This is a genomic window from Pseudomonas sessilinigenes (genome assembly GCF_003850565.1).
In the GTDB taxonomy this organism is placed as follows: domain Bacteria; phylum Pseudomonadota; class Gammaproteobacteria; order Pseudomonadales; family Pseudomonadaceae; genus Aquipseudomonas; species Aquipseudomonas sessilinigenes.
The window spans coordinates 542,990-562,313 of record NZ_CP027706.1 but is presented as its reverse complement, the minus strand read 5'-3'; the positions used below and the strand labels follow the sequence as shown (position 1 = coordinate 562,313).

12 protein-coding genes and 2 pseudogenes are annotated in these 19,324 nt (G+C 63.5%); 10 read left to right on the top strand and 4 right to left on the bottom strand.

Annotated features, from left to right (window positions below):
* Positions 1 to 218: 218 nt before the first annotated feature.
* Both C4K39_RS02510 and msrA read left to right on the top strand, forming a co-directional pair.
* Positions 219 to 2,912 carry a sensor domain-containing phosphodiesterase gene (locus C4K39_RS02510; protein ID WP_068581526.1) on the top strand — a complete coding sequence of 898 codons (2,694 nt, stop codon included), beginning with the start codon at positions 219 to 221 and terminating at the stop codon, positions 2,910 to 2,912.
* A gap of 69 nt (positions 2,913 to 2,981) precedes the next feature.
* Positions 2,982 to 3,629: a peptide-methionine (S)-S-oxide reductase MsrA gene (msrA, locus tag C4K39_RS02505; protein WP_124345589.1), complete on the top strand. Its 648-nt coding sequence runs from the start codon at positions 2,982 to 2,984 to the stop codon at positions 3,627 to 3,629.
* A 69-nt stretch (positions 3,630 to 3,698) separates the two neighbouring features.
* Here the strand turns inward: msrA and C4K39_RS02500 are convergent, their stop codons facing one another.
* Positions 3,699 to 4,544: a 23S rRNA (adenine(2030)-N(6))-methyltransferase RlmJ gene (locus C4K39_RS02500; protein ID WP_068581520.1), complete on the bottom strand. Its 846-nt coding sequence runs from the start codon at positions 4,542 to 4,544 to the stop codon at positions 3,699 to 3,701.
* Between the two features lie 256 nt (positions 4,545 to 4,800).
* Between C4K39_RS02500 and C4K39_RS02495 the strand changes: the two genes are divergently transcribed.
* Together C4K39_RS02495 and C4K39_RS02490 are read left to right on the top strand one after the other, a co-directional pair.
* Entirely contained in the window at positions 4,801 to 6,072 is a 1,272-nt protein-coding gene (locus C4K39_RS02495) for an O-acetylhomoserine aminocarboxypropyltransferase/cysteine synthase family protein (protein ID WP_124345588.1), read from the top strand.
* 129 nt (positions 6,073 to 6,201) lie between these two features.
* Complete coding sequence (locus tag C4K39_RS02490; protein WP_124345587.1) at positions 6,202 to 6,696, top strand: DUF2165 family protein; 495 nt, start codon at positions 6,202 to 6,204, stop codon at positions 6,694 to 6,696.
* Between the two features lie 231 nt (positions 6,697 to 6,927).
* Here the strand turns inward: C4K39_RS02490 and putP are convergent, their stop codons facing one another.
* On the bottom strand, positions 6,928 to 8,412 hold the full coding sequence (putP, locus tag C4K39_RS02485) for a sodium/proline symporter PutP (protein WP_068581512.1): 1,485 nt from the start codon (positions 8,410 to 8,412) through the stop codon (positions 6,928 to 6,930).
* Between the two features lie 461 nt (positions 8,413 to 8,873).
* Between putP and putA the strand changes: the two genes are divergently transcribed.
* Complete coding sequence (putA, locus tag C4K39_RS02480; protein ID WP_124345586.1) at positions 8,874 to 12,827, top strand: trifunctional transcriptional regulator/proline dehydrogenase/L-glutamate gamma-semialdehyde dehydrogenase; 3,954 nt, start codon at positions 8,874 to 8,876, stop codon at positions 12,825 to 12,827.
* A 253-nt stretch (positions 12,828 to 13,080) separates the two neighbouring features.
* Positions 13,081 to 14,883, top strand: a complete 1,803-nt coding sequence (locus C4K39_RS02475; protein WP_124345585.1) for an acyl-CoA dehydrogenase — start codon at positions 13,081 to 13,083, stop codon at positions 14,881 to 14,883.
* Between the two features lie 90 nt (positions 14,884 to 14,973).
* Here C4K39_RS02475 and C4K39_RS02470 read toward each other — a convergent pair whose 3' ends face one another.
* Both C4K39_RS02470 and C4K39_RS02465 read right to left on the bottom strand, forming a co-directional pair.
* Positions 14,974 to 15,276 carry a cell division protein ZapA gene (locus tag C4K39_RS02470; RefSeq protein ID WP_068581499.1) on the bottom strand — a complete coding sequence of 101 codons (303 nt, stop codon included), beginning with the start codon at positions 15,274 to 15,276 and terminating at the stop codon, positions 14,974 to 14,976.
* Entirely contained in the window at positions 15,273 to 15,503 is a 231-nt protein-coding gene (locus tag C4K39_RS02465) for a hypothetical protein (protein WP_068581496.1), read from the bottom strand. The genes C4K39_RS02470 and C4K39_RS02465 overlap by 4 nt, the downstream gene beginning before the upstream one ends.
* Before the next feature lie 310 nt (positions 15,504 to 15,813).
* On the opposite strand from C4K39_RS02465, the pseudogene C4K39_RS32130 reads away from it, so the two are divergent.
* The 4 genes and pseudogenes from C4K39_RS32130 to C4K39_RS32115 all read left to right on the top strand — a co-directional run.
* Positions 15,814 to 16,584, top strand: a pseudogene (locus tag C4K39_RS32130) (MCP four helix bundle domain-containing protein); the annotation flags it as partial.
* Complete coding sequence (locus C4K39_RS32125) at positions 16,567 to 17,439, top strand: methyl-accepting chemotaxis protein (RefSeq protein ID WP_416220672.1); 873 nt, start codon at positions 16,567 to 16,569, stop codon at positions 17,437 to 17,439. The pseudogene C4K39_RS32130 and the gene C4K39_RS32125, both read left to right, overlap by 18 nt.
* 212 nt (positions 17,440 to 17,651) lie before the next feature.
* Positions 17,652 to 18,422 (top strand): annotated as a pseudogene (locus C4K39_RS32120) (MCP four helix bundle domain-containing protein); the annotation flags it as partial.
* Positions 18,405 to 19,277 (top strand): methyl-accepting chemotaxis protein, encoded by an 873-nt coding sequence (locus tag C4K39_RS32115; protein ID WP_437179376.1) that lies wholly within the window; start codon positions 18,405 to 18,407, stop codon positions 19,275 to 19,277. The pseudogene C4K39_RS32120 and the gene C4K39_RS32115, both read left to right, overlap by 18 nt.
* Positions 19,278 to 19,324 lie beyond the last annotated feature (47 nt).

The following is a 19,324-nucleotide window of genomic DNA, read 5'->3' as shown; positions in this document are numbered from 1 at the left end:
TTTTTTTGCCAGTGCCGTACCATCAACCGTCCGTCGCTCCAGGCCTGTAAACTGCCCAAAGTAACTTTGCAGAAATCCGCCTGCCTGCCGATACAGGTTTATAGCACTTAGCCTTCATCTTACTTGTCAGTCGATGCGCCATGATGCAACCTTGCCGCAGGCAACAGTAAAGAGGGCGTGAGCCCGGCGCGATCAGCAATTTCGAAGCGAGTTTCCCCATGAAAAGCCAACCCGATGCCGCCAGCCGTATGGTGGCCGAGGTAGTGACGCAGTTGCCTGTGCCTTCGCGGCTCGGCATGTTGCGTTTCGAACGGCTGAATGAAGCTAGCTGGGCACTGCTATTTCTCGATCCCAACTGCGAACGCCAGTTCGGCCTGCCCGCCGTGGAGCTCTGTGCCCTGGTCGGCTCGCCCTACGCAAGCCTGATGGAGCCCGAAGCGCGCTATCAGCTGCACGACAATATCCAGCAGCAACTGAGCAACAGCCCCCATTACCTGATCCGCTACACCCTGCACACCGGCCAGGGCCCGCTGAGCATCCTGGAGCTGGGTGAAGCCTACAAGCAGCACAACCGGCATCTACTGCGCGGTTATCTGCTGGTGGTCGAAGGCCTGTTCGGCCACGCCCCGCCAATGCCGACCCAGGATCTGGAAACCCAGAACAGCCGGCTGCAGATCGCCCTGGAGCTGAACCAGCGCGCGCAACAGGAACAACTGCAACATCTGGAGCGGGTACGTGCGCAGCAGGACCTGATCCTGCTCCTGACCCGCCAGCGCTACAGCACCGGCAATTCCCTGAAGGAAGCCGCCGAGCTGATCACTCGCAGTGCCTGCGACATCTACCAGATCGACTGCGCCAGCATCTGGAACCTGGAAGACCAGCAACTGGTGCCGATTGCCGCCTATCACCGTGCTTCCCAGGAATACAGCCTGCCCGAATCCATCGATGCCAGCAGCTTTCCCGATTACATGGAAGCTCTGCACAGCTGCCGGGCCATCGACGCGCAGAATGCCATGCGCGATCCACGCACCCGGGAAATGGCCGAAAGCCTGCGCCCGCGGGATGTGAACGCCATGCTCGACGCCAGCATCCGCATCGACGGGCAGGTCGTCGGCGTGCTGTGCCTGGAACAGACCGGCATGACCCGCGCCTGGCAGTCGGACGAGATCGCCTTCGCCGGCGAGTTGGCGGATCAGTTCGCCCAGGTCATCAACAACCACAATCGGCGGGCTGCCACCAGCGCCCTGCACTTGTTCCAACGCGCCGTGGAACAAAGCGCCAACGCCTTCCTGCTGGTCAACTGCGACGGCGTGGTGGAATACGTCAACCCAAGCTTCACGGCGATCACCCAGTACAGCACCGAAGAAGTCCACGGCCACCGCCTGTCGGAATTGCCGGCCCTGGAAAATCTCAGCGAGCTGCTGTTCGACGCCCCTTCCAGCCTGGCCAAGAGCAATAGCTGGCAAGGCGAGTTCAAGAGCCGGCGTAAAAACCTCGAGCCCTACTGGGGCCAACTGTCGATCTCCAAGGTCTATGGCGACAATCGCGAGCTGACCCACTACATCGGCATCTACGAAGACATCACCCAGACCAAGCTGGCCCAGCAGCGCATCGAACGCCTGGCCTACACCGACAACCTGACCAACCTGGGCAACCGCCCGGCATTTATCCGCAATCTCGATGAACGCTTCGCCCGAGACAGCGATACCCCGATCAGCCTGCTGCTGGTGGACATCGACAATTTCAAGCGGATCAACGACAGCCTCGGCCACCAGACCGGCGACAAGCTGTTGATCAGCCTGGCCCGGCGCCTGCGCAACAGCCTGAGCCCCAGCGGCAGCCTGGCGCGCTTCGCCAGCAACGAATTCGCCGTGCTGCTGGACAACACCGACCTGGAGACCGGCCAGCAAATCGCCAGCCAATTGTTGATGACCCTGGACAAGCCCATGTTCGTCGACAACCAGCTCATCAGCGTGACCGGCTCCGTGGGCCTGGCCAGCGCTCCCTTGCACGGGCGCGACCCACAGACCCTGATGCGCAATGCCGGGCTGGCCCTGCACAAGGCCAAGGCCAACGGCAAGCATCAGGTACAGGTGTTCACCGAGGCCCTGAACGCCGAAGCCAGCTACAAGCTGTTCGTCGAGAACAACCTGCGTCGCGCCCTGACCCAGAACGAACTGGATGTGTTCTATCAGCCCAAGCTGTGCCTGCGCAGTGGTCGCCTGCTGGGCATGGAAGCGCTGCTGCGCTGGAACCACCCGGAAAAGGGCATGATCCGCCCGGACCAGTTCATCAGCGTGGCGGAAGAAACCGGCCTGATCATCCCCATCGGCAAATGGATCGCCCGCCAGGCCTGCCGCATGAGCAAGCAACTGACCGCCGCCGGCATGGGCAACCTGCACGTGGCCATCAACCTGTCGCCCAAGCAGTTCTCCGACCCGGACCTGGTAGCCTCCATCGCCAACATCCTCAAGGAAGAGCAACTGCCGCCGTCGCTGCTGGAGCTGGAGCTGACCGAGGGCCTGCTGCTGGAGGCCACCGACGACACCCACCAGCAACTCGAGCAACTGAAGAAACTTGGCCTGACCCTGGCCATGGACGACTTCGGCACCGGCTACTCGTCCCTGAGCTACCTGAAGAAATTCCCCATCGATATCATCAAGATCGATCGCAGTTTCATCCATGACATCCCCGACAACCAGGACGACATGGAAATCACCTCGGCGGTGATCGCCATGGCCCACAACCTGAAGATCAAGGTCGTGGCCGAAGGCGTCGAGACCGCCGAACAACTGGCCTTCCTGCGGCGCCATCGCTGCGACGTGGGCCAGGGCTACCTGTTCGACCGGCCGATTCCCGGCAGCGAGCTGATCGCCCGGCTCAAACGATATCCTCGCGGTCCAATTGCCTGACAGCGTCGCGACACTCGGGCAAACTGCGTGTCTGAATAATGACTATCCCACTGACTGGAGGACTGCGACATGGTCTTGCGCTCGGAAATCCTGGTGAACAAAAACGTGCTTCCAACCAAAGAACAAGCCCTGCCTGGCCGTGAAACTCCCATGACCGTTCCGGAGGAACACTTCGTCAACGGCAATCCACTGCTGGGTCCATTCCCGGGCAATGTGGACTTCGCGATCTTCGGCCTGGGCTGCTTCTGGGGCGCGGAGCGGCGCTTCTGGCAACGCGAAGGCGTGTTCAGCACCTGCGTGGGTTACGCCGGGGGCTTCACCCCGAACCCCACCTACGAGGAAGTCTGCTCGGGCCTGACCGGCCACACTGAAGTGGTGCTGGTGGTGTACGAGCCGGAAAAGGTCAGCTACCAGCAGCTGCTGGCGATGTTCTGGGAGCTGCACAATCCGACCCAGGGCATGCGCCAGGGCAACGATATCGGCACCCAGTACCGCTCGGTGATCTACACCACCAACCCGACCCAGCTGCAGCAGGCGCTGCACAGCAAGGACGTGTTCCAGGCCGAGCTGACCAAGGCTGGCCTGGGCACCATCACCACCGAGATCGAAGAGGCGCCGACCGTCTACTTCGCCGAGGCTTATCACCAGCAGTACCTGGCGAAGAACCCGGAAGGTTATTGCGGTATCGGCGGTACCGGGGTGACCTGCCCGATCTAAAGCAGCTACAAGCTGCAAGCCTCAAGCGGCAAGTGGTAGCGCTGCAGCTTGCCGCTTGCCGCTTGCAACTTACCGCTGCTCTTCGGCGATCAACCAGTCCATCTGCCAGCCGCCCTGGGTCTGGCCGAGCTTTTTCGACAGCCACGGCAGCAGTTCGCGCAGTTCTTCTTCCAGGCCCCATGGCGGGTTGGCAATCGCCAGGCCCGAACCATTGAGGCTGTTGGGCGTATCCAGCGGATGCACCAGCAATTCCACCCGCAGCAGCTTCGGCGCACCGGTACCGGCCAGGTCCTGGTAGAAACGGCGCAGGGCGCGCTGGTCCTTGACCGGATACCAGATGGCCGCCACGGTCTGGCGCATGCGACCGATGGCTTCCTTCATCGACGCGGCGCAACGCTGCATCTCGTCGAGTTTCTCGAACGGCGGGTCGATCAACATCACCGCCCGTTTCTCCGCCACCGGCAGCAGCGCCCGGGCCACATGCCAACCCTCGCCCAGGTGCACCGCCACCCGCCGATCACCCTTCATGTTGTCCTTGAGCAGCAGGCCATCCTCGGGATGCTTCTCGTTGAGCAGCGCCCGATCCTGGTTGCGCATCAGGCGCCGGGCCAGCTCCGGGGAACCGGGGTAGTAGCGCAACTCGCCATCCGGGTTCAGCCGGCGCAGCACACGCATGTAGTCGGCAGTCAGTTCTGGCAGGTCGTCCGCGCCCCACAGCCGGGCGATGCCTTCCAGGTACTCGCCGGTGCGTGTCGCCTGGTCGCCCTTGAGGTCGTACAGGCCGATGCCGGCATGGCTGTCGATATAGGCGAACGGCTGTTCCTTGCGCGACATCAGGGCGATGAGGCGGGTCAGTGTCAGGTGTTTGAAGACGTCGGCATGGTTGCCGGCATGGAAGGCGTGACGATAGTTCATGGTTGCTCCTGCGCAGGAGCGCAAGTTTACCCTGTGCCAGGGACCGCGTCAGGACAGACCATCGCATTTGCTCCAGCGTGGCGCGGCCAGCTTGCCCATCCGCCACGCCTGTTGGACACTGACCCGCCTGCCGCGACCAAGCGGCAGCGCACCAAGCGGTTGCTGGCGACTCAGACACAAGGGACCACTGACTGCTGTACGGGCACGACCCTGCCTGGCTGTGCTCATTAATGGACTGCTACTGAGTTGAGAATTTATGAAAGACGCAACGATTGCGCTGCACCATGGATTCAAGTCTGACCCCGCCACCAAGGCCGTGGCCGTGCCCATCTACCAGAACGTCGCCTTCGAGTTCGACAACGCCCAGCACGGTGCCGACCTGTTCAACCTCGATGTACCGGGCAACATCTATACCCGGATCATGAACCCCACCAACGATGTACTGGAACAGCGCATGGCGGCCCTGGAAGGCGGCGTCGCGGCACTGGCGGTCTCTGCCGGTAGCGCCGCGATCCACTACGCCATCCAGACCCTGACCCAGGCCGGCGACAACATCGTCTCCACCCCCCAGTTGTACGGTGGCACCTACACCCTGTTCGCCCACCTGCTGCCCAGTTTCGGCGTCGAAGTGCGCTTCGCCCGCGACGACTCGCCCGAGGCCATTGCCGAACTGATCGACGACAACACCAAGGCGGTGTATTGCGAGAGCATCGGCAACCCGGCGGGCAACATCGTCGATATCGAAGGCCTGGCCCAGGTCGCCCATGCCCGTGGCGTACCGCTGATGGTGGACAACACCGTGGCCACGCCGATCCTGTGCAAGCCGATCCAGTTCGGTGCCGATATCGTCGTGCATTCGGTGACCAAGTACGTGGGTGGCCACGGCAATGCCCTGGGCGGGGTAATCGTCGACAGCGGCAACTTCCCCTGGACCGAGCACCCGCAGAAGTTCGCCAGCCTCAATACCCCCGAGCCGGCCTACCACGGCGTGGTCTACACCGAAAAGTTCGGCCCCGCCGCCTTCGTCGCTCGCGCCCGCACCGTGCCGCTGCGCAACACCGGCGCGGCCCTGGCGCCCATGAACGCCTTCCTGTTGCTGCAAGGCCTGGAGACCCTCGCCCTGCGCATGGAGCGCCACACCGACAACGCCCTCAAGGTGGCGCAGTTCCTCAAGGCCCACCCGCTGGTGGCCTGGGTCAGCTATGCAGGCCTGGAGGACCATCCGCACCACGAACTGGCGCGCAAGTACATGCAGGGCAAGCCGTCGGCGATTCTCTCCTTCGGTCTCAAGGGCGGCTACGAGGCGGGCGTGCGCTTCTACGACGCGCTGCAGATCTTCAAGCGCCTGGTGAACATCGGCGACGCCAAGTCCCTGGCCTGCCACCCGGCCTCCACCACCCACCGGCAGATGAACGAACAGGAACAGGCCAAGGCCGGGGTCAAGCCGGAGATGATCCGCCTCTCGGTGGGTATCGAAGCCATCGAGGACCTGCTCGAAGACCTGGACCAGGCCCTGCGACAAGCCTGATTCCGCACCGCCCCGCCTGTACCCGGCGGGGCCCTTGCTCCTCTTTCCCCGCGCCACTAAGCTGCCCTCGCTACACCCGCCCAGGATCCCCTCCCCCCAAGGATCGTTTCCCTATCAAAGGACCCTGACATGCTCGTGCGCTACGTAAAGATCACCATGACCCTCGCGGTCGCCGCCTTCGCCCTGCTGGTGGCCTATAACAACATCAGCGACTACGGTTCCAACTTCGCCTTCGTCCAGCACGTGCTAAGCATGGACAGCGTCTTCCCCGGCAACAGCGCCACTGGCCGGGCCATCACCCAACCATTGCTGTGGAATGCCGGCTACTGGCTGATCATCGCCGGCGAAGCTGCCACCGGCGTGCTGCTGGTGCTCGGTGCCGCCCGCCTGTGGCGCGCACGCTACGGCAAAGCCTGCGACTTCAATCGCGCCAAGCATTGGGCCATTGCCGGTTTCTGCCTGGGCTTCTGCGTCTGGTTCTTTGGCTTCATGGTGGTGGGCGGCGAATGGTTCATGATGTGGCAGTCCTCCACCTGGAACGGCCAGGAAGCGGCGTTCAAGTTCTACATGGCGATCCTTGGCGTGCTGATCTTCCTCAACCAGCCCGACGCTGAGCTGCACTGAGCCGTGCCCGCCACGGCCCGATAGCGGCATGTAGCCGCGACCGAGCCATGGCGAGGTTGCGCAAAGGACTGCAGGGCCTTGCTTGGCGATCTCCAGAGCCCCCCTGCCACCCTTCTCTACGTTCGCTTGCAGCCTGCTGCGGCTTCAGAAGGCGAAAAAAACGGCCCGCTGCATCACCGCAGCGGGCCGTTTTCATTGTTGCCCCAGGCAAACAGGGGCCGGATCAAGCACTCAGTGGTTGAGCTTGAAATCCTTCTCGGCAGCTTCGAAGCGTTGGACCATGCCAGCGCTCGGAGCACCCAGCTTGCTCACCAAAACGATCGCCAGGCTGGCGAAGATGAAGCCCGGGATGATTTCGTACAGGCCCAGCAGGGCGAAGTGTTTCCACAGGATCACGGTCACGGCACCGACCACGATACCGGCCAATGCGCCGTTACGGGTCATGCCTTTCCACAGCACCGAGATCAGCACCACAGGACCGAAGGCCGCGCCGAAACCAGCCCAGGCATAGCTCACCAGGCCCAGTACACGGTTTTCCGGGTTGGCGGCCATGGCAATGGCAATCACCGCCACCACCAGCACCATCGCCCGGCCAACCCACACCAGTTCCAGCTGGGAAGCGCTCTTGCGCAGGAAGGCTTTGTAGAAGTCCTCGGTCAGGGCGCTGGAGCACACCAGCAGCTGGCAGCTCAAGGTACTCATGACCGCCGCCAGGATGGCCGACAGCAGCACACCGGCGATCCAAGGGTTGAACAGCAGCTTGGCCAGCTCGATGAACACCCGCTCAGGGTTCTCGGTTACCGGGCCGGCCACATCGGGATGCGCCGAGAAGTAGGCGATGCCGAAGAAGCCCACGGCCACGGTGCCGCCCAGGCACAGGATCATCCAGGTCATGGAGATACGGCGGGCATTGGCGATCGACTTGACCGAATCAGCGGCCATGAAGCGCGCCAGGATGTGCGGTTGGCCGAAGTAGCCCAGGCCCCAGCCCATCAGCGAGATGATGCCGATGAAGGTGGTGTTCTTGAGCATGTCGAAGCTGGTGGGGTCCTTGGCCTCGATGGCCAGGAAGGTGGTGTCGACGCCACCGGTGGCCAGCAGCACGATGATCGGCGTGAGGATCAGGGCGAAGATCATCAGCGTGGCTTGCACGGTGTCGGTCCAGCTCACCGCCAGGAAACCACCGACGAAGGTGTAGGCGATGGTCGCTGCCGCACCCGCCCACAGGGCTGTCTCGTAGGACATGCCGAAGGTGCTTTCGAACAGACGGGCGCCGGCAACGATGCCGGAGGCGCAGTAGATGGTGAAGAACACCAGGATTACCACCGCGGAGATGATCCGCAGCAGGCCGCTCTTGTCTTCGAAACGGCTGGAGAAGTAGTCCGGCAGGGTCAGTGCGTCACCGTTGTGCTCGGTCTGTACCCGCAGGCGACCGGCTACGAACAGCCAGTTCAGGTAGGCACCGGCGATCAGGCCGATGGCGATCCAGCTTTCGGACAGGCCGGACATGTAGATGGCGCCCGGCAGGCCCATCAGCAACCAGCCACTCATGTCGGAAGCGCCGGCGGAAAGCGCAGTCACCACGCTGCCCAGGCTGCGGCCACCAAGAATGTAGTCGGAAAGGTTGTTGGTGGAGCGATAGGCCATGAAGCCGATCAGCACCATTGCCGCGATGTAGATCACGAACGTGATCAGGGTTGGATTGCTTGCACTCATGAATAACGCCCTGGCTTTGTTTTTATGGTGCGGCGGTCACTGCCCACGCCGCCAAACGATGACGCTTGGGAGACGTTCAGGCGTGCCGCGCATTTATGACCGATGTTTCCCCAGGAAAGCCATCGGCCGATGAACCAGTCCGACAGAACGGTTGCACCTTGGGCGCGAATCCTATGCAACAAAATGAACAAGGTGCAACCAATTTAAGGAGAATCAGTTGCACCTTGTCGATAAATCGCTGTTTCGTGGCGTTTCTTGCTCCCTTTTGGCGCAAGAAAAGACATTCTCAGAAGCAAATGCACCTATTCGAGGCCTGCATCCCATGCAGGAATTTTATTCCTGACAAGCTGCCGCTTTTTCCGCTCAAAAATGGGTTGCACCCGGTTGCACCCATTTCAGCGCGCGGATAATCTTGCCGCCAGCTGATGCCACACTCGCGTGGCAAACATGAGGATAAAAATATGGCTACCACCACTCTCGGGGTCAAACTCGACGACCCTACCCGCGAGCGTCTCAAGGCCGCCGCGGCCTCGATTGATCGGACTCCGCACTGGCTGATCAAGCAGGCGATTTTCAATTACCTGGAAAAACTCGAGGGTGGTGCAACCCTTACCGAACTGAGCAGCGCCATTGCCAAAGACGGCGACGACGCAGGCGAAGTGCAGACCGACCACGCACACCAGTGCTTCCTTGAATTCGCTGAAAGCATCCTGCCGCAATCGGTCCTGCGTGCTGCTATCACCGCCGCCTACCGTCGCCCCGAGCCGGAAGTGGTGCCCATGCTGCTGGAGCAGGCGCGCCTGCCGGCCGCCACCGCCGAAGCTGCCAACAAGCTGGCCGCCTCCATCGCCGAGAAACTGCGCAACCAGAAGAGCGCCGGCGGCCGTGCCGGTATCGTCCAGGGCCTGCTGCAGGAGTTCTCCCTGTCGTCCCAGGAAGGCGTGGCGCTGATGTGCCTGGCCGAAGCCCTGCTGCGCATCCCCGACAAGGGCACCCGCGACGCGCTGATCCGCGACAAGATCAGCACCGGCAACTGGCAGCCGCACCTGGGCAACAGCCCGTCGTTGTTCGTCAACGCCGCCACCTGGGGCCTGTTGCTCACCGGCAAGCTGGTGTCGACCCACAACGAGGCCGGCCTGACCTCCTCCCTGAGCCGCATCATCGGCAAGAGCGGCGAGCCGATGATCCGCAAGGGCGTGGACATGGCCATGCGCCTGATGGGCGAGCAGTTCGTCACCGGCGAGACCATCGCCGAAGCCCTGGCCAACGCCAGCAAGTTCGAAGCCAAGGGCTTCCGCTATTCCTACGACATGCTCGGCGAAGCGGCCCTGACCGAGCACGACGCACAGAAATACCTGGCCTCCTATGAGCAGGCCATCCACTCGATCGGCAAGGCTTCCCACGGTCGCGGCATCTACGAAGGCCCGGGTATCTCCATCAAGCTGTCGGCCCTGCACCCGCGCTACAGCCGTGCCCAGTACGAGCGCGTGATGGAAGAGCTGTACCCGCGCCTGCTGGCCCTGACCGTCCTGGCCAAGCAGTACGACATCGGCCTGAACATCGACGCCGAAGAAGCCGACCGCCTGGAGCTGTCCCTGGACCTGCTCGAGCGCCTGTGCTTCGAGCCGCAACTGGCTGGCTGGAACGGCATCGGTTTCGTGATCCAGGCCTACCAGAAGCGTTGCCCGTACGTGATCGACTACGTCATCGACCTGGCACGCCGCAGCCGCCACCGCCTGATGATCCGCCTGGTGAAGGGCGCCTACTGGGACAGCGAGATCAAGCGCGCCCAGGTCGAGGGCCTGGAAGGCTACCCGGTCTACACCCGCAAGGTGTACACCGACGTCTCCTACATCGCTTGCGCGCGCAAGCTGCTGTCGGTGCCGGAAGTCATCTACCCGCAGTTCGCTACCCACAACGCCCATACCCTGTCGGCGATCTATCACATCGCCGGTCAGAACTATTACCCCGGCCAGTACGAATTCCAGTGCCTGCACGGCATGGGTGAGCCGCTGTACGAACAAGTGGTGGGCAAGGTCGCCGATGGCAAGCTGAACCGCCCATGCCGCGTGTACGCTCCGGTGGGCACCCACGAGACCCTGCTGGCCTACCTGGTTCGCCGCCTGCTGGAAAACGGCGCCAACACCTCGTTCGTCAACCGTATCGCCGACCAGTCGATCTCGATCCAGGAACTGGTGGCCGACCCGGTGAGCCAGATCGAGCAGATGGCGACCCTGGAAGGCGGCTTCGGCCTGCCGCATCCACGCATCCCGTTGCCACGCGATCTGTACGGCGCCGAACGCGCCAACTCGGCCGGTATCGACATGGCCAACGAACACCGCCTGGCATCGCTGTCCTGCGCGCTGCTGGCCACCGCCCACAACGACTGGAAGGCGGCGCCGATGCTCGGCTGCCCATCCAGCGACGAGCCTGCGGCCCCAGTGCTCAACCCGTCCGATCATCGGGATGTGGTAGGGCATGTCCAGGAAGCCACCATTGCCGACGTCGACAACGCCATCCAGTGCGCGCTGAATGCCGCACCGATCTGGCAGGCCACTCCAGCGGCCGAGCGCGCCGCGATCCTGGAGCGCGCCGCCGACCTGATGGAAGGCGAGATCCAGCCGCTGATGGGCCTGCTGGCCCGCGAGGCCGGCAAGACCTACGCCAACGCCATTGCCGAAGTGCGCGAAGCCGTGGACTTCCTGCGCTACTACGCCGTGCAGGCCCGCAACGACTTCAGCAACGACGCCCACCGCCCTCTGGGCCCGGTGGTGTGCATCAGCCCGTGGAACTTCCCACTGGCGATCTTCAGTGGCCAAGTGGCCGCCGCCCTGGCCGCCGGCAACCCGGTACTGGCCAAGCCGGCCGAGCAGACTCCGCTGGTGGCCGCCCAGGCCGTGCGCCTGATGCTGGAAGCCGGCATCCCCGAAGGCGTGCTGCAACTGCTGCCCGGCCGCGGCGAAACCGTTGGTGCCGGCCTGGTTGGCGACGAGCGGGTCAAGGGCGTGATGTTCACCGGTTCCACCGAAGTCGCCCGCCTGCTGCAACGCAACATCGCCGGGCGCCTGGACAACCAGGGCCGGCCGATCCCGCTGATCGCCGAGACCGGTGGCCAGAACGCCATGATCGTCGACTCCTCGGCCCTGACCGAGCAGGTGGTGATCGACGTGGTGTCCTCGGCCTTCGACAGCGCCGGCCAGCGTTGCTCGGCCCTGCGCGTGCTGTGCCTGCAGGAAGACTCCGCCGATCGCGTGATCGAGATGCTCAAGGGCGCCATGGCCGAAAGCCGCCTGGGCAACCCCGAGCGCCTGGCCGTGGACATCGGCCCGGTAATCGACGCCGAGGCCAAGGCCGGTATCGAGAAACACATCCAGGCCATGCGTGACAAAGGCCGCACCGTGTACCAGATGGCCATCGCCGACGGCGAGGAAATCAAGCGCGGCACCTTCGTCATGCCAACCCTGATCGAGCTGGAAAGCTTCGACGAACTGCAGCGCGAGATCTTCGGCCCGGTTCTTCACGTGGTTCGCTACAAGCGCAAGGACATCGACCAGCTGATCGCCCAGATCAACGCGTCCGGCTACGGCCTGACCCTGGGCGTACACACCCGGATCGACGAGACCATCGCCAAGGTGGTGGACAACGTCAACGCCGGTAACGTCTACGTCAACCGCAACATCGTCGGTGCCGTGGTCGGCGTGCAGCCATTCGGTGGCGAAGGCCTGTCGGGCACCGGCCCGAAAGCCGGCGGCCCGCTGTACCTGTACCGCCTGCTGTCGACCCGGCCGGTGGACGCTATCGAGCAATCCTTCGTCCGCGCCGATGCCATCAGCGCCCCGGACCTGCGCCTGCGCGAAACCCTGCTCAAGCCACTCACGGCCCTGCAAGCCTGGGCCGACAGCAGCAAGCTGGCGGAACTGGCGACCCTGTGCAAACAGTTCAGCGGGCAATCGCAGAGCGGTATCTCCCGCCAGCTGACCGGCCCGACTGGCGAGCGCAACAGCTATGCCATCCTGCCTCGCGAGCACGTCCTGTGCCTGGCGGAAGTCGAGGGTGACCTGCTGGCCCAACTGGCGGCGGTACTGGCCGTCGGCGGTTCGGCGGTATGGCCGGAAAGCGCCGTAGCCAAGACCCTGTTCGGCCGCCTGCCCAGGGAGATCCAGGTGCGCATCAAGCGCGTGGCCGACTGGACCAAGGATGAGGTGGTGTTCGACGCGGTCCTGCACCACGGCGACAGCGACCAACTGCGCAGTGTCTGCCAGCAGGTAGCCCAGCGTGCCGGCGCCATCGTCGGTGTCCAGGGCCTGTCCCAGGGCGAAACCGCCATCGCCCTGGAGCGCCTGGTGATCGAGCGCGCCCTGAGCGTCAACACCGCTGCGGCCGGCGGCAATGCCAGCCTGATGACCATCGGTTAAAAGCAGCGGCAAGCTACAAGCTACAAGCGGCAAGCAGGGGCAACGGCCTTTGCTTGCCGTTTTTGCTTCTGGCTCTGGCTCTGGCTCTGGCTTGTAGCTTGCGGCTTGCGGCTTGCGGCTTGCAGCTTGCAGCTTGCAGCTTGCAGCTTGCAGTTTGGTTTCTCCTGCTTCATCACGCCTATCAATCTTCCTATCCCGCCTTCATTCACGCGTCTAGACTCGGCCCATCTCCTCAATCAACAGGTAGGCCGCCATGTCCGAGACCTTGCTCAGTTCCCGCAATCTGGCTTTTGAACTGTATGAGGTGCTCGACGCCGAGGGCCTGGCCCAGCGCGAACGGTTTGCCGAGCATAACCGCGAGACCTTCGATGCCGCCCTGGGCACCGCCCGCAGCATCGCCGAGAAGTATTTCGCCCCGCACAACCGCAAGGGCGACGAGCATGAACCGCGCTATGAAAACGGCCAGGCGGTACTGATCCCCGAGGTGAAGCCCGCGGTGGACGCCTTCCTCGAGGCCGGGTTCCTCAACGCCACCCGCGACTTCGAGGCCGGTGGCATGCAGCTGCCAACCCTGTTGTCCCAGGCCTGTTTCGCTCATTTCCAGGCTGCCAACGTCGGCAGCTCTGCTTATCCGTTCCTGACCATGGGTGCCGCCAACCTGATCGAGAGTTTCGGCAGCGAGGAGCAGAAACAGCGCTTCCTGCAACCGATGATCGACGGTCGCTTCTTCGGCACCATGGCCCTGACCGAGCCCCACGCCGGCTCCTCGCTGTCGGATATCCGTACCCGCGCCGAACCCGCCGGCGACGGCAGCTACCGGATCAAGGGCAACAAGATCTTCATCTCCGGCGGCGACCACTCGCTGGCACAGAATATCGTGCACATGGTGCTGGCCAAGCTGCCGGACGCGCCGCCCGGAGTGAAGGGTATCTCGCTGTTCGTCGTGCCCAAGTTCCTGGTCAACGCCGACGGCTCCCTGGGTCAGCGCAACGACGTGCTGCTGGCCGGCCTGTTCCACAAGATGGGCTATCGCGGCACGACCTCCACCGCATTGAACTTCGGCGATAACGGCGAGTGTGTCGGCTATCTGGTGGGCAAACCCCATGCGGGCCTGTCCTATATGTTCCAGATGATGAACGAGGCACGCATCGGCGTCGGCATGGGCGCGGTGATGCTCGGTTATGCCGGCTACCTGTACTCCCTGGAGTACGCTCGCGAACGCCCTCAAGGGCGCCTGCCGGATGGCAAGGACCCGACCTCGCCCCAAGTCGCGATCATCGAGCATGCCGACGTGCGCCGGATGCTGCTGACCCAGAAGGCCTATGTCGAAGGTGCCTTCGACCTGGGCCTGTATGCAGCCCGGCTGTTCGACGACACCACCACCCTTGAGGATGCGACTGGGCGCCAGCAAGCCCATGAGCTGCTGGACCTGCTGACCCCGATCGTCAAGTCCTGGCCTTCGGAGTTCTGCCTCAAGGCCAACGAACTGGCGATCCAGATCCTCGGCGGCCATGGCTACACCCGCGAGTATCCGGTGGAACAGTACTACCGCGACAATCGCCTGAACCCGATCCATGAGGGCACCCATGGCATCCAGTCCCTGGATCTTCTGGGACGCAAGCTGGCACAAAATGGCGGCGCCGGGCTCAAGCGCCTGATCCGCCTGATGGCCGAGACTGGCGCACGCGCCCAGACCCATGTCTCCCTGGATGCCCTACGCGTCCCCTTGGAGCAGTTGGTGGCGCGCCTGCAAACCGTGACCCTGGGCCTGCTGGAGGACCTGGTCAGCGGTAAGGTCACCACGACCCTGGCCAACTCGGCGCTGTACCTCAAGGCATTTGGCCACGCAGTCATTGGCTGGCGCTGGCTGGAACAGGCGATCCGCGCCGAGGAAGGACTGGCCCGGGGCGAAGCGGCAGATCGCGATTTCTACCAGGGCAAGTTGCAAGCCGCACGCTACTTCCTCACCTGGGAAGTGCCGGGCTGTCAGCATGAACTGACATTGCTGGAAGCCAGGGACGATACCTGCCTGGCAATGCGCGACGAGTGGTTCTGAAGCTCGCCAGCCCGAGGACCAGCAGGCCGGGGCCGTCCCGTCACATCCGTTGCAGCAACCTGCCTGCGTGGGTGACGGGACACAGCGCCATCAGTTCTGCTGGATGGTCTTGGCGATCACTTCGACCGTCGCGCTGACCTGCTCCTGGTAGCGCTCAAGCTCTTCGTCGTGACGCTTGCGCATCTCGATCTGCTGCGAGCACAGGTTCATCGCCGCCAGCACCAGCAGGCGCTCGCCGATCAGGGTCGGGAACTTCTTCTTGGTATCGGCCAGGGTGGCCTGGAGCATCTGCACCGCATCCATCAGGATCTGTTCCTGTCCGGCCGGCGCCTTGAGTGAATAATCCTCGCCGAGGATTTTGACCACCCTCACCCCATCGCTGTGATGTCTCATGGGTTGGCCGGGCTCGCAGTGACGCGCTCAACCAGGGCCTGGATGCGGGCAGCGGTGGCACCGTGCTTTTCTTCCTGCTCCATCAGGTTCAGCTGCAGGCTTTCGTTCTCATCCTTGGCCTGGGCCAGTTGTGCCTTGAGGGCTTCGTTCGTACCGAGCAGCTCCTGGTTCTGTACCACCAGGTCACTGACCAGCTGTTCCAATTGGCTGAGGGATGCTTCCAACATTTTGATCTTCCGGGCTTTTTGCAAAGGGCGCGTACGATAAAGAAAAGTCACCCTGGATGCCAGGGATATCCAGGCGCAAAGCCTTGATTTTGCTGGCGATGACCCTTCCACAAGAGCTGCTAGAGACTGCCATTTCGCCCCGGGGTTCCAAACGTCCTGTCGGACACCGGGAGTTTTCTAGAACCGTCCGACAAATGATCGGAAATTTCCTAAACCCCTTTTGGCGATTCAAGAAGCATTTTCTCGATGCGATAGCCCAGGTGCTGCACCACCCATACAGCGCGAATCGCGCCCAATACAGGTATGAACAATGTCCCTGCGCACCCTGAATATCGCCCCGCGAGCCTTCCTCGGATTTGCCCTGATCGGCTGCCTGATGCTGTTTCTCGGGACCTTTGCCCTGATCCAGATGGGCAAGATCCACGCGGCTACCGAACGGATCACCCAAGACACCCTGCCCAGCATCAAGAGTGTCGATGACTTCACCCAACTGAGCCTGCGCCTGCGGGTCCATGCCTACCGCCTGCTGGTCAACCGTGACCCCGTGGCGCAGCAGCGAACCCTGGATGCCATGGCCGAGCGCAACCGCAAGATCGACGAGGCGCGCCCGGGCTACGAGGCACTGATCAGCATGGCCGAGGAGCGCGCGGCCTATGACCAGTACATCGACATGCTGACCCAGCACCGCCAGCTGGAAAGCCGCTTGATCGAGCTGTCGCGCAGCAACCAGCTCGACACCATGCAAGAGCTGCTCAATACCCAACTGATGGACAGCGCCGAGAAAATCAACGCCACCCTCAACCGGCTGGTGCAAATCAACACCCGCTACGCCACCGAGGCGGCCGAGGAAGCAGCGCAGTTGTACCGCGATGCGTCGAACCTGGTGATGGCCCTGCTCGCGCTGGCCACCGCCCTGACCTTGCTGTTCGCCTGGCTGCTGACCCGCAGCATCACCCTGCCGATCGCCAAGGCCCTGGACGCCGCCGAGGAAATCGCCGAGGGCAACCTGACCCGGCCGATCCACGTCGATGGCAGCGACGAAGCCGGGCGCCTGCTGCGGGCCATGGCCAAGATGCAGGAAAACCTGCGCGATACCCTGCAACATATCTCCGGCTCAGCCACCCAGCTGGCCTCCGCCGCCGAAGAACTCAACAGCGTCACCGAGGAAAGTGCCCGCGGCCTGACCCAGCAGAACAACGAGATCGAGCAGGCCGCCACCGCGGTCAACGAAATGACCAGCGCCGTGGAAGAAGTCGCGCGCAATGCCGTCAGCACCTCCGAGGCTTCCAGGGAGGCCACCACCTCGGCCGGCGATGGCCGCGACCTGGTGCAGGAAACCGTGTCCGCCATCGAACGCATGAGCGCCGACGTCCAGAGCACCGCCGGGCTGATCGGTGACCTGGCCAATGAATCCCGGGACATCGGCAAGGTCCTCGACGTGATCCGTGGCCTGGCCGACCAGACCAACCTGCTGGCCCTCAACGCCGCCATCGAGGCCGCCCGGGCCGGTGAAGCCGGGCGTGGTTTTGCCGTGGTCGCCGACGAGGTCCGCGCCCTGGCCCACCGCACCCAGCAGTCCACCAGCGAAATCGAACGCATGATCGGCAGCATCCAGAACGGCACCGAACAGGCCGTGGACTCCATGCGCAACAGCACCGAGCGCGCCGAATCGACCTTGAACATCGCCCGGGGTGCCGGCCTGTCCCTGGACACCATCAACAGCGCGATCATCCAGATCAACGAGCGCAACCTGGTGATCGCCAGCGCCGCCGAAGAGCAGGCCCAGGTGGCCCGCGAAGTGGACCGCAACCTGGTGAACATCAGTGACCTGTCGGTGCAGTCGGCCACCGGCGCCCACCAGACCAGCGCCGCCAGCAACGAACTGTCGCGCCTGGCCGTAGACCTCAACAGCATGGTCGCCCGCTTCCGCCTCTGAGGGGACTCCAGACAGGCAGAAGCCCCGCCAGCCAGCTCCGCCCTGCGAATTTCACGGGCGGAGCTGCAAACGCCGGCCAGCGCGCAACCTGCCAGGGGCAATGGATGCCAGGTTAAATCCACGGCAAGACTCAAGACTTTAGTCGTACGACCGATAAGTCACGGTAGATCAGTCTCAAGCCCCGCACGGATGCGCCCTTCCTGGTACCTATCATGTCCCTTCGTAATATGAATATCGCTCCGCGGGCCTTCCTCGGTTTTGCCATGATCGGCGGCTTGATGCTGATCCTCGGGGTTTTCGCCCTGAACCAGATGAGCAAGATCCGTGGCGCCGCCGAAGACATCACCCTGAGCAGCGTGCCGAGCATCCAGAGCCTCGACGAGTTCACCCAGCTGACCCTGCGCCTGCGGGTGCTGTCCTATCGCCTGCTGGTGAACCGCGAGCCGGATGTCCAGCAAAAGACCATGGAGCTGCTGGATATGCGCAACCAGCAGATCCGCACGGCCCAGGCCACCTATGAAAAGCTCATCACTGGCCCGGCGGAAAAAGCCGCCTATGACCAGTACGTCCAGCTGCTGGGCCAGTACCGGCAGATCGAAGAGCGGATGAAGAGCCTGTCGCGCAACAACCAGGTGGATGAGTTGCGCAACCTGCTCAACTCCGAGTTGCTGAACAACTCAGAGGCGATCAACGCCGTGCTCAACCGCCTGATGGAGATCAACACCCAGCAGACAGTGGACACCAACCGCCAGGCCGCCGAGCAGTATTCGGCCGCGTTCAAGCTGGTGGTGGTCCTGCTGCTCCTGGCCACTGGCCTGACCTTGCTGTTCGCCTGGCTGCTGACCCGCAGCATCACCCAGCCGATCGCCAAGGCCCTGGAAGCCGCCGAGGAGATCGCCGAGGGCAACCTGACCCGCCCGGTCCAGGCCGACGGTAGCGACGAAGCCGGCCGCTTGCTGCGGGCCATGGCCAAGATGCAGGAAAACCTGCGCGATACCCTGCAACGCATCTCCGGCTCTGCCACCCAGCTGGCCTCCGCCGCCGAAGAACTCAACAGCGTCACCGAGGAAAGTGCCCGCGGCCTGACCCAGCAGAACAACGAGATCGAGCAGGCCGCCACCGCGGTCAACGAAATGACCAGCGCCGTGGAAGAAGTCGCGCGCAATGCCGTCAGCACCTCCGAGGCTTCCAGGGAGGCCACCACCTCGGCCGGCGACGGCCGCGACCTGGTGCAGGAAACCGTATCGGCCATCGAACGCATGAGCGCCGACGTCCAGAGCACCGCCGGGCTGATCGGTGACCTGGCCAATGAATCCCGGGACATCGGCAAGGTCCTCGACGTGATCCGTGGCCTGGCCGACCAGACCAACCTGCTGGCCCTCAACGCTGCCATCGAGGCGGCCCGGGCCGGTGAAGCCGGGCGTGGTTTTGCCGTGGTCGCCGACGAAGTCCGCGCCCTGGCCCACCGCACCCAGCAGTCCACCAGCGAAATCGAACGCATGATCGGCAGCATCCAGAACGGCACCGAACAGGCCGTGGACTCCATGCGCAACAGTACCGAGCGCGCCGAATCGACCTTGAACATCGCCCGGGGTGCCGGCCTGTCCCTGGACACCATCAACAGCGCGATCATCCAGATCAACGAGCGCAACCTGGTGATCGCCAGCGCCGCCGAAGAGCAGGCACAGGTAGCCCGCGAAGTAGACCGCAACCTGGTGAACATCCGCGACTTGTCGGTGCAGTCGGCCACCGGCGCCAACCAGACCAGTGCGGCCAGCAACGAACTGTCGCGCCTGGCCGTGGACCTCAACAGCATGGTGGCCCGCTTCAGTCTCTGAGGGGCCTTCCAGACAGGCAAAAGCCCCGGCGGATACCGTCTGCCGGG